We start from the raw sequence: 11999 nt of genomic DNA on the forward strand, positions 1-11999 counted from the left end.
TTTAGTCCGCAAAAAACCAGAGGACTTCAGTCCTCACTACAAACCAGTTTGATCGTGAGGACTTCAGTCCGCAAAAAACCAGAGGACTAAAGTCCTCACTACGAACCAATTGTACAGTTGTACTTAGACAGACATGATATAATGTCTAATCCAAAATCTAAAATCTAAAATCTAAAATAGAAACATGGCGCACACTATCGTTACAAATATCTGCGAAGGAGTTGCTGATTGCGTCGGCGCTTGTCCAGTTGCTTGCATTCACCCCGGCCCCGGCAAAAATGTCAAAGGTACTGATTGGTTTTGGATTGACTTCGATACCTGCATAGATTGTGGCATTTGTTTGCAGGTGTGTCCAGTCGAAAATGCGATCGTCCCAGACGAACGGCCAGAATTGCAACAAACTCCAACTTAATAGCAATTTAGGGCTAAATAGCCAAAGACTTACGCACGGGCTATCAACCCGGTTTCTTCCTAAATTATTCGTTAATAAACTCAAGATTTATGAAAAGAAACCGGGCATATTTAACATTAGTTATATATAAAAAATTCCCTTCCCTTCTCCTCTCTTCCTTCGCGTCCTTAGCGCCTTCGCGGTTCGTTTAAAAAAGCCTACAAGAAAATGCAAAATATCGCACTTTCCCCCCAACACCTGTTATCCATCCGCAGCCACGGCGAAAGCGCTTATCCAGAAGAATGCTGCGGTTTATTGTTAGGTACAATCACTGACGATATTAAAACTTTAGTAGAAGTTTGGCCGGCTGACAATGCTTGGAGTGCAGAAGCCCAGGAGAATTGGCCCGAACAAACAGGATTGACAGAAAGACGCAGATATGCTATTAAGCCTGAAGATATGTTGCGGGCGATGAAACACGGGCGCGATCGCACTCTTGATATTATCGGCATATATCATTCTCACCCGGATTGTCCGGCAGTGCCCTCGGAGTGCGATCGAACCCTAGCCTGGCCACAATACTCCTACATCATCGTATCCGTCCGACAAGGCACTTCAGAAGACCTCCGCAGTTGGAGTCTTGACGCAGAGGGCAACTTTCAAGCAGAGGAAATTCTCGCGATCGAACCGACTCAGATTAAGAAATAATTACTAAACATAACAAACACGCAAAAATGCGAAAGATTCAGATAGGATGTAATTCAAAATCGGCGTATAACAGAATATCATGCTAAATCCTAATCTGGACGAGATCCAGCTCAACAAACAAGAATACGAACGCTACTCTCGCCACCTCATCCTGCCAGAAGTTGGATTGGAAGGGCAGAAGCGTCTCAAAGCAGCCAGCGTGCTCTGCGTCGGTACGGGAGGACTCGGTTCGCCGCTGCTGCTGTATTTAGCAGCCGCAGGTGTTGGCCGCATTGGGATTGTAGACTTTGATGTTGTAGACCATTCCAATTTACAGCGCCAGGTTATTCACGGCACTTCTTGGGTTGGGAAGCCGAAGATTGATTCGGCGAAAAATCGGATTTTAGAAATTAATCCTTTTTGTCAAGTTGATTTGTACGAGACTCGCGTTAGTTCCGAAAATGCGATCGCCATTGCCACTCCCTACGATATCATTATCGATGGTACGGACAACTTTCCGACTCGCTATTTAATGAACGACGTTTCCGTGCTTTTGAACAAGCCCAACGTCTACGGTTCCATCTTCCGATTTGAAGGACAAGCAACAGTTTTCAACTACGAAGGCGGCCCGAATTACCGCGATTTGTACCCAGAACCCCCGCCTCCTGGGATGGTTCCTTCCTGTGCCGAAGGCGGCGTTCTAGGAGTTTTACCTGGGGTAATTGGCTGCATTCAAGCCACGGAAGCTATCAAAATCATCTTAGGTCAAGGTACAACTTTGAGCGGCAGATTGTTGCTGTACAACGCCTTAGATATGACATTCCGTCAGTTGAAATTGCGACCGAATCCAATACGTCCGGTAATTGACAAGTTAATCGATTACGAACAATTCTGCGGCATTCCTCAAGCTAAAGCCGAGGAAGCAGAACAACAGAAAATCCCTGAGATGACTGTCACGGAACTTAAAAAGTTAATCGACAGCGGCGCCAAGGATTTTGTCTTGTTAGATGTTCGCAATCCTAACGAGTATCAAATTGCTCAAATTCCTGGGTCAGTTTTGGTTCCATTACCGGATATCGAACACGGCGCAGGTGTTGCGAAGGTCAAAGAATTGTTGAACGGACATCGCTTGATTGCACATTGCAAAATGGGCGGCCGTTCTGCGAAGGCCTTGGGCATCTTGAAGGAAGCCGGAATTGAGGGAATTAATGTTAAGGGCGGGATTACTGCTTGGAGTCAAGAAGTAGATTCGTCTGTTCCTCAATATTAAATTACTTTAAAGGCGATTAGAATTCACGGCGATTGGAAATCGCGGCTACACAAACGATGTCCACCTCCGTGGACGAAGAGGTAAAATCTTCAACCCGCGGAGGCGGGTTTCGTCTGTGTAGACGCGGTTTCAACCGCCGGGTTTATTTAAATTTAGCCCGAATATTCTTGAAATTTGCGCCCAACATAACCAAAGACCAAACCACAACTCCCGCGCCGATACTAATCAACAATACCAACACAAAAGAATTAATTCCCACCTTCAGGAAAGGCAAAGCAATTACCTGATTCGGCGGGTCTTGTTTAATCAAATAAGGAGAACTCCCAGCGACTACCCCGGCGACTCCCAAACCAAAGCCGACTGCTTGAATCGTGACTTCTAATTTCGCATCCCGATAAGCCTCTTCAATGGCGACAACTCCTCGAATTGCTTCCATTGCTTTGTCTAGCAAGCCGGTGCCGTGGCTGAAGTAGCCTAAGTCACCTTTGATTTGTGCTTGAAACTGCGGCGAGGTTTCTTTGCTGAATAATTCGAGAAAGCTTAAATCACACTCACTTTCATTGTATTTCTTCCGAGATTTTAAGTCAAGACTTATCTGATATAATTTATCTTGGTAGTTTTTGGCGTTAATTGCGATCGTATTTTGTCTAAATTCCAACTGCATCAGCAACCGGGCATACTTGACAGCGCGCGGCGGCATCTCGATTGTCTGACGTTCGAGACGTTCTAATTCCTCTTCCTTTAAACCCGCACCTTTCAATTGCTGCTGCTGGGCTTCGTCTTGCCGCAAATAATTAAAAGTCGCGTCGATATTGAGTTCAATTTGTTTGTATTCCTCGCTAATCACCCGGTAAAGTTTGCGGGTATCGCGATAGGCGCGGAGAATCTTATTGCGGTACAAAAATAACTCGACAAAATCGCTGTACCGCGTCTCATCCCAGATTTCCTCAGTTGCAGAACTGTTGAAAAACCAGACTATAATGTTGTAGTCAGTATCTTGGCGATTTGGATCGCCGTATTCTAAAATTGGGCTACCGAATAACTCGCCTTGACGGTAAAAATTCGGCAGATTGTCACCGGAAATTAACTTTTCTAGACACTGTTGGGCTAAACCTTTTAGAAACTGCGAATCTTCCCGCGCGGCCTGGTTTTGTTCGACACTCAGCCAAGCCGTAATCAGCAGAGTTTGCCCGAAATAGCTTTGCACAAAATCCGGCAGCAAGCAGTTATCGGGATTAAATTCTTTGAAGATGCTAACATCGACAGCGGGCGTTTTAATATTGTTAACTTTTTCGGGGACGCGAATTTGCAAACCCAAAGCATAGCTGTCATCAATCCGCAGCGGTTGGGCGAAACCTTTGAGGCTAATTTGCTGGTTGTCAAAGGAAATATCCTTAGCAAAAGCGAGAGAATTTCGACCGCCGACAACTTGTTTGTTAATTAGTTCAACTCGCCATCCGAGAGGTTCATCTTTTTTGGGTAAATAGCTGCCGTTGAATGCTTTACCGACTGCTAATTTAGTTTGCAATATCTCGTTGCACTTTTCCCACAGTTTGGTTAATTCTACAGGAGAACTCGACTCTGTTTCTGAGGGTTTGCAGAGGTGATAGGCAAATAGATAGACATTGGGGGCATAGATTTTACTATTTTGAGTCATTGTCTTTATCTAATTTCTGTGCATCTAGTTGTTGAAGTTTTTCGTAAGTTTCTTCAATGTCTTGACGCAGAGTTTGAGTAGTATTGGTTAACATCTGCTGTGTGGTTGGGGTGGGTTCGCCGGCATCGTCGATATCTTTCCGCGCTTGTTCTCTTAATGTATCTCCCAATCCATGATGGGCACACCACTTGCTGATAGTCATAGCAATGGGAAATAATTCATCATCGGCTGATTCTGCTATTTCTGTATCTAGTTTCGGTAAATCTTGCCATGCTGTGGGCATGAAAATGCTCGGATTTTCGCGCAACCATTTGAAGAAGACAATGATAACTTTTTCGGGTTCCATAAAACAATTCTCCGTTAATAAAATGTCAGGGTTGGTTGGGTGGGGGCGGGTTTTTGTGATTTTCTGGTCGGAATCAAAGATGGTTTGTGAACCCGCCCCTACGGAATTGGGTAATACAATCATACATCGAGAATACCCAAATTCGTAGGGGCGGGTTCGCCGAAATTTATATCATCCCATCTCTGAATTCATAAACCCGCCCCCACCCATCGCAGATATCGAAAAACCTGTTTCCTAATATCCAGTAGCACAGAATGCTGCCCAATACTTAGGATGACTAAAAGGCCGTTCCTCTAGCGATGATACTAACCACAGTTCCACACTTTGCCCAGATTTTTTATCTAAATTTAAGGATTTCACCCAAACTCCAAAATCCTCCTTGGTGACGGCGCGCATCCAGTTTTGGGCGGCGTTCAAAGCGACTGCGACTGAAACTTTCGGTAGCAATTCCTGATAAAATTTTATCATTAAAATCGCCGTCGCAAAATCATCGACTGACCACAATGTGCTCACAACATTCATACTCCCAGCATACAAGAAGCCGCTGGGTAAACCAATGTACTCATCAGTCATTTCTGTGGAACTGGTTAACCCGGTTTCGCAGGCGGAGAGTGTCACGAGATTGCACTTACTTAACTCTAAATCGGCAAAGATTTCTCGCAAGGTTAGGCATTTTTCGGGGATGGCTTTTCGCCCGCTTCGCATTGTCACATAGCGGCTTTCTGCATCTGTCTCGTTATTTTCCTCGATGGAATCGGCTAGGGCGAGAAGGGACAGCAGCGGATCGTCAAAGTTAAAGACTCCGTGACATGAAAAGTGGATGTAACTAGCATTGGAGAGATTTTTGAGGTTTTCGTTGAAAGCGATTTTTGTAGCTTGTTGTTTGATTAAAATGTCATGGGTATCGAATTTTTGTTTGATGATTTGTACTTCCATGTCGGCGTTCGATAAATCTTCGGTGGGATTCTGAATCGCAAATAATGGCTGAAGTTCGGGGGCGGGAGATGTGCGGGTTTTGATGCGGTTTTGTACGAGTTGCAGCAGTTGCAAACTGGGGGCGTACTTCACGCCGTCGGGGAAGCAGTCTAGGAGGTTTCCGCAAAAATTTGTTTCTTGGGTGAACCGGGTTTGTGATGTGAATGGTAGGGCGTGGAGGGGGAATAGGTGCAGGTAGCGGTGAGGTACTAATATTAGTTGGTGGCAATGATTGGGAATTTTGGCGACTATCTCGTTGACGCGCAAGATTTCGGAGAGTTTGTGCAGTTTTTCGGACAAGGTGTGTTGCCAGATTTTTTGTTTGTCTTTGTCGCGGTATTCGTTGAGATAGTCGTTTTTCCAGGTTTCTAGTTCGGCTATTTCGGTTGTGGTATATGTGACTAATTCTATGTTGTTGTGGGTGATGATGAATGCAAATCCCCCCGTAGGGGCGGTGGATGGTGCGTGCCCGCCCCCGCCGATGTACCATTCTATAATTGCGGTTTCGGTGTCTAAGGTTTGTTGGAATTCGGGGATGTCTATGGGTTGGATTTTTTGAGTTAGTTTGAATTCTGGTTCTCGCTGTTTGAAGATTTCTAGGTATTGTTCTAGTTGCTGTAATGCTGTTGCCAAATTATCTTGTTGTTGTTGAGGGGATTGTTGGAGGGAGGCGATTTGGCGGCGCAGGTTTTGGAGTTGCTGTTTTTCGGTTTGGGTGGCTGTTTTGGGATAGATTTCGCTGTTGGTGAAGAGTTCGACTAGGTAGCGGGATTTGCTGCGTTCGATTGTTTGAACTGCTTTGTGATATTGTTGGTGATTGATGCAGGATTGCATCATTTTTTCGTAGATGTTGAGGTTTTCTTCGATAATTTCTCGTTTGCGGTTTTCGGAGGCTATCCACTCGCGGCTTTGTTCGACTGCTTCGATGGCTTTTTCGTAGCCGAATATGGCGGTTTCCCACAAACTTTCTGTAAATCCTATATTGCCTAGGCTTCTCGCGGCTTTGAGACAGCTAAGGGGTAAAGTATCCGGTTTTAAGATTTCTAAAGATAATTTAAAATATTTTATTGCTTCGGGAATTAGTCCTTTTTCCTGATAAGCATAAGCCAGATTTTCTTGAGTCATTGCCCAATCTTGAGGCAAAGCTGGGCGGGTGTAAACTTCTAAAGCTGCTTCAGAACATTTGATCGCCCTTTCGATATTCTCCGCCCTGTCTTCCCTGATTCTGTTACTGTAAGCTGCTGCTAAATTATTTTGAGTCGTTGCCCAATCTTGAGGCAAAGCTTGGCGGGTACGAACTTCTAAAGCAGCTTCATAACATTCGATCGCCTTTTCGATATTCTCACCTCTGTCTCCCCTAATTCTGTGACTGTAAGCATTTGCTAAATTATTTTGAGTCATTGCCCATCGTTCCGGAAAAGCTTGGCGGGTATGAACTTCTAAAGCAGCTTCATAAAATGCGATCGCCCTTTCGAGATTCTCACCTCTGTCTCCCTTGATTCTGTCACTGTAAGCAGATCCCAAACAAATTTGAGTATCAGCCCAATCTTGGGGAAAAGTGGCGCGGGTACGAACTAATAATGCCAAATCATAACAGGCGATCGCCCTTTCGATATTCTCGGCCCTGTCTTCCTTGATTCTGTCACTATATTTAATACCCAGACTGTTTTGATTGTATCCCCAATTTTTTGGGTAAGCTTCGCGAGTAAAAATAATTAGTCCTACTTCTAAACAAGCAATCGCAATTTCTATATTAGCGGCGCGACTTCCTAGCGGAAAACTGGAAATTGTAATATTAAAATTGTAGAGATTACCCGCGAAATTGTATGCTTCCTCTGACTCCATTTCTGCGAGAGTTTGAGTTGCCGACTCGCGCAAGTATTGGGCAAAACCATCGTCTAATAATTCGAGATTGTTTTGCAGGATGGTGATTTCTTCGTCGCTGGGGCAGGTGAGGAGAGATTGGATCAGGGTGAGGTAGGATTCACGGCGTTTTTCATTCATTTTTTATGGCCCATGTTTGGGATATTTTACATTGTTTGTGGGGGGAATGCAAGGTATTTTTGTACAATAGGTTTACCGAGATTTTGTAGGGGCGGGTTTTACCAACAATATCTAACGAATACCGACAATCTAGATAAACCCGCCCCCCACCACCGATCGCCCACATCAACCTGGAATTTGCATCGCATCGGAACAATGTACATGGTGATTTTTGGTTGGGTGGGGGCGGGTTTTTGAGATTGTCGATTATTGACGATTATGGTTGGTGAACCCGCCCCTACAGTTCCCAGAAATCACCGCGAGTCGAATAATTACCCCAACCCTTCAACTAACAGATTGCGAGCACTTTCCAAGGCTTCCTGCAACTTACTAGCATCACGTCCCCCAGCCTGCGCCAAGTTAGGCCGCCCGCCGCCTTTACCGCCGCAAAGTTGAGCAATTCCTCCGATAAACTTGCCAGCTTGCAATCCTTTCCGATTAACTTCAGGACTAAAAGCAGCCACCAAACTTACCTTGTCCGCATCAGCAACCGAAGCCAAAATAACCGCAGCATTTCCTAATTTTTGCTGCAACCTTTCCGCCGCAGTTTTCAGCGCTTCTGCATCCACGTCTCCCAATTGGGCTACAATGATTTTGAAATCACCAATGGACTCAGCTTGTGCTAACAATTGGTCGGATTTTGCGATCGCCAATTCCGACTTCACAGCCGCCAACTGCTTCAGAGTATCCTTCAACTCATTCTGCAAATTAGTAATCCGGTTGGGTAACTCTTCCGGCTTCGCCTTAAATCGATCGCCCAAATCGCGCACAACCCTGTCACGCACATTCAAATAATCCAAAACAGCTTGACCCGAAACCGCCTCAATCCGGCGAGTACCAGCCGCAACCCCCGCCTCGGAAACAATCTTAAACAGCCCGATTTCAGCCGTATTGCTGACGTGAGTCCCCCCGCACAATTCCATCGAAACGCCCGGAAAATCGATAACCCGCACCACGTCGCCGTACTTCTCGCCAAACATGGCTGTGGCGCCTTTTTCTCTGGCTTGGGCGATCGGCATTTCGGCAACTTCCGCAGCGTGGGCCTCAGCAATCCAACTATTAATTAAATCCTCAATTTTCTGCAACTCTTCTGCTGTCACAGCGCGCGGAGAATTGAAGTCAAACCGCAATCTGTCTGTCGATACCAGGGAACCAGCTTGCGAAATTGAATCGTCTACAATTTTTCTCAAAGCTGACTGTAATAAGTGAGTTGCTGTGTGGTTGGCTTGAATTCGGCGGCGGCCGCTATTGTCAATTTTCGCAGTCAAACTATCGCCAACTTTTAAGGTTCCCCGTTCCACAAAGCCGAAATGCACGAAGAAATCTGACTCCTTTTTCACATCATCAACTCTCACCAACAAACTCTGACCATTCTCTCCGCTTTGCAAATAACCTTTGTCCCCAAGTTGTCCGCCGGATTCTGCATAAAACGGCGTTTGGTTCAAAACAACTTGTACCTCAGTTCCCGCCTCTGCTGATTCCACAGCTTTGCCGTCAACTAAGATAACTTTGATTTCAGCTAAACTTGACAATTCAGTATAGCCAACAAACTCTGTTTTCTGGATACTCTCAGCTAACTTATCCAAGGAACCCTGCACAGTTAAATCAATGGTTTGGTGAGCTTCTTTCGCGCGAGTTTGCTGTTCCTTCATCGCGACTTCAAAGCCATCTAAATCGACAGTAATTCCCTGTTCTTCCGCAATTTCTTGAGTCAATTCTAAGGGGAAACCGTAGGTATCGTAAAGCGTGAACGCATCTTGTCCAGAAATTTCTACTGTGGGGTGGGCATCCTGCCCGCCCCCAGAAACCGACAGGCGAGACGCCTGTTCCACAAGAGCTTTTTTGAGAATTTCCTCAAGCAGCTTCTCTCCCCGTTCCAAAGTCTTGAGAAACTGCGCCTCTTCCCTTGCCAATTCCGCCTTAATTTGAGCTTCGCGCGATCGCACATTTGGATAAACTGCTTCCGAAAGGGCGATCGCGCTTTCGGCCACCCGCACCGTAAATTCGCCCTGAATCCCAATCAGCCGCCCGTGGCGCACCACCCGGCGAATCAACCGACGCAAAATGTAACCGCGGCCGACATTTGACGCGCGAATTTCGTCCGCAATCATGTGCACCACAGCCCGAATGTGATCGCCAATTACTTTCAGCGAAACCTTGACATTTTCATCGCTATTGTGGTAATCAATTCCGGCAATTTCCGCCGCCGATTGGACGATCGGAAAAATCAAATCTGTTTCGTAATTGTTCGGGACTTTCTGGAGGATTTGCGCCATCCGTTCCAATCCCATCCCAGTATCAATATTTTGATTTTGCAGCGGTGTTAAATGGCCCTCTGCATCCTTATTGTACTGCATGAAAACCAGGTTATAAAATTCGATAAACCTGCTATCATCTTCGAGGTCAATATTGTCGCCTCTTTCTGGGTGGAAATCGTAATAAATCTCGGAACACGGGCCGCAAGGGCCTGTGGGGCCGGATTGCCAGAAATTGTCAGCTTCTCCCATGCGTTGAATGCGATCGCCCGGAATGCCAATTTCATCGCGCCAAATTGCAAAAGCTTCGTCATCTTCTCGGAAAACGCTAACAACTAAATTGGACGCAGGTAAACCGAAAACTTCTGTGGAAAGTTCCCACGCCCAAGCAATCGCCTGTTTCTTGAAATAATCCCCAAAACTGAAATTCCCCAACATCTCAAAAAACGTGTGGTGGCGGGCGGTACGGCCGACGTTTTCGATATCGTTGGTGCGGATGCACTTTTGTGAAGTGGTAGCGCGCGGTGATTCTGCGGTGCGCTGTCCGAGAAATATCGGCTTAAATTGTAGCATTCCGGCGATCGTTAGCAACACAGTCGGATCTTCGGGCACCAAAGAAGCACTCGGCAGGATTTTGTGTCCCCGCTGGGCGTAAAAGTCGAGGAATGTTTGGCGGATTTGACTACCGCCGAGAGACTTAGGAGTAATAGACATGACAAAAACTGTTAAGTATGTAAAGATGTAGCAGCAATAGAACTCAATACGCTTCAGTTAATAGTGTTTATTGCCCGGAGATCCCCTCGCATCCCCCTTAAAAAGGAGAGTAGGGGTTGACTTTGAGAAAACTCTTGTCCCCCCCTTTTTAAGGGGGGCTAGGGGGGATCGGGCTTAGCCCAAGCGTATTGCAATAGAACTTACATCTATGTGGATATTTATATCATTATACTTAGTAATGTAAAGACCTATCAAGTTTTACAAATTGTGCTTTACTCCTCCCAAAGCTCGTGCTAACTTAACAATAGACACCGGGACAGAAAGAAACAGGAGGTCGCTATATTTAGCCCGTTCAGCGGGAACCCCCTCTCGATAATTTTTAATTTGGGGTGGGATGAAAGCCAGGTTTGTGAAAAATGGAAGGTTGACCGATTCCGTAGGACAGGGAAATCTTCACAGCCTGAACAAACAATCCTTGATATATTGGAAAGACAGTGGGGCTGGACGTGTTCCTCACTATAAAACGCCGTAGAGAGAAACATTTTGGAGTATCTCGAAGGAAGATCTAGATATCCTTAACAGGACTCAGATGCCTACAACATATTGCTTGCAATTGATGTAGGAGCGTCACAAGCAAAGTTCAAGGATATAGACATGGTGTCTCCGGTCTAAATTCCCAGGCGCGGCCGAAATTAACCGAACACAACTTGGAATAGTGGCGAAACTGCCGATCGCGCAGTCAAGCCAAACCGCAGTCGAGTCAGACTTATTGTGCTTGCGGATTAAAAGTAAAGCTGCACAAGTTGTAAACCCTAGTAAGCATATTGTTCTCTACCGGAAACACATCTCGTTTGTTAGAAAATCAAAGATTCTTATATTATTGGGTCTGGTCGCTGTCGATCGGGCCCTACGCTTTTTTATAGGGAAATGGGAAGAGGGGGAGAAAGAGAGAGGGGGAGACGGGGAGACGGGGAAGAAAGGGAGAGGGGGAGAAAGGGAGAGGGGGAGAGGGGGAGAAAGGGAGAGAGGGAGAGGGGGAGAGGGGGAGACGGGGAAGAATCCCGATGCAAGCATCTGTGCACAAGCTCTTATCTGCGAGCGGGGACGCTCGCGAGTCTGTTATGGTGCGAGCGTCCCCGCTCGCTTGCGGAACTCACTTCGAGCGGGACGCTCTATTCGTGCTATTCGGCTCGGACTGCTGTGACTCGATCGATCGAGCTTTTGAGTTATCTATAATACATAACGGGCGATCGCGCCCGCGCGTTTTTGGTCGTGGCTGACGCCCTCTGGCATGAGGCACTGTCAATATGCGATATCATTGAAAAGTCAGTACAAGAGGTTAACTTACAGGGCGAAATAGTTATCTAAACTTAGTCAAAGCTCGCTGAACAAGATAAGTCTAGAATTGATATAATATCTGCAATGCCGAAAACCAAAGCTCAATTATCCGGTTTGTAAACCGCAGTTCTGTCAGGACTAGCCAGCCTGTTAAGGTCGAGAAGGAAGTCCACAACTCGTTAAATTGGCTGAAAATAGTGGGTGACTCATGGCTAAAAGCTTCAGCTAGAATTGTTTTTTGGATTAGGATGGGCTACATCCGAATTTACGCCTGTGGACAAGTTGCGAGCCGACTCCCTTGGGTGAAGCAGGAAGCAGACCCT

7 protein-coding genes are annotated in these 11999 nt (G+C 46.0%); 3 read left to right on the forward strand and 4 right to left on the reverse strand.

What is annotated here, in order from left to right:
• Positions 1-184: 184 nt before the first annotated feature.
• The 3 genes from JGK16_RS17890 (at position 185) to moeB (ending at position 2348) form a co-directional block, all read left to right on the forward strand.
• Positions 185-412: a ferredoxin family protein gene (locus JGK16_RS17890; protein WP_293155824.1), complete on the forward strand. Its 228-nt coding sequence runs from the start codon at positions 185-187 to the stop codon at positions 410-412.
• A gap of 207 nt (positions 413-619) precedes the next feature.
• Complete coding sequence (locus tag JGK16_RS17895; RefSeq protein ID WP_293191585.1) at positions 620-1099, forward strand: M67 family metallopeptidase; 480 nt, start codon at positions 620-622, stop codon at positions 1097-1099.
• A gap of 79 nt (positions 1100-1178) precedes the next feature.
• Positions 1179-2348: a molybdopterin-synthase adenylyltransferase MoeB gene (gene moeB, locus JGK16_RS17900; RefSeq protein ID WP_293191584.1), complete on the forward strand. Its 1170-nt coding sequence runs from the start codon at positions 1179-1181 to the stop codon at positions 2346-2348.
• Positions 2349-2490: 142 nt separating this feature from the next.
• On the opposite strand, the gene JGK16_RS17905 is transcribed toward moeB, so the two are convergent.
• The 4 genes from JGK16_RS17905 to alaS form a co-directional block, all read right to left on the reverse strand.
• Complete coding sequence (locus JGK16_RS17905) at positions 2491-4005, reverse strand: hypothetical protein (RefSeq protein WP_293191583.1); 1515 nt, start codon at positions 4003-4005, stop codon at positions 2491-2493.
• Complete coding sequence (locus JGK16_RS17910; RefSeq protein ID WP_293191582.1) at positions 3992-4351, reverse strand: hypothetical protein; 360 nt, start codon at positions 4349-4351, stop codon at positions 3992-3994. Before JGK16_RS17910 ends, JGK16_RS17905 begins: the two co-directional genes overlap by 14 nt.
• Before the next feature lie 234 nt (positions 4352-4585).
• On the reverse strand, positions 4586-7330 hold the full coding sequence (locus JGK16_RS17915) for a CHAT domain-containing tetratricopeptide repeat protein (RefSeq protein WP_293191581.1): 2745 nt from the start codon (positions 7328-7330) through the stop codon (positions 4586-4588).
• A gap of 311 nt (positions 7331-7641) precedes the next feature.
• A complete protein-coding gene (gene alaS / locus JGK16_RS17920) occupies positions 7642-10338 on the reverse strand; it encodes an alanine--tRNA ligase (RefSeq protein WP_293191580.1) in 2697 nt (898 codons plus the stop codon).
• Between the last annotated feature and the right edge of the window lie 1661 nt (positions 10339-11999).

It is taken from the genome of Microcoleus sp. PH2017_09_SFU_O_A, assembly GCF_020738625.1.
Classification (GTDB): domain Bacteria; phylum Cyanobacteriota; class Cyanobacteriia; order Cyanobacteriales; family Microcoleaceae; genus Microcoleus.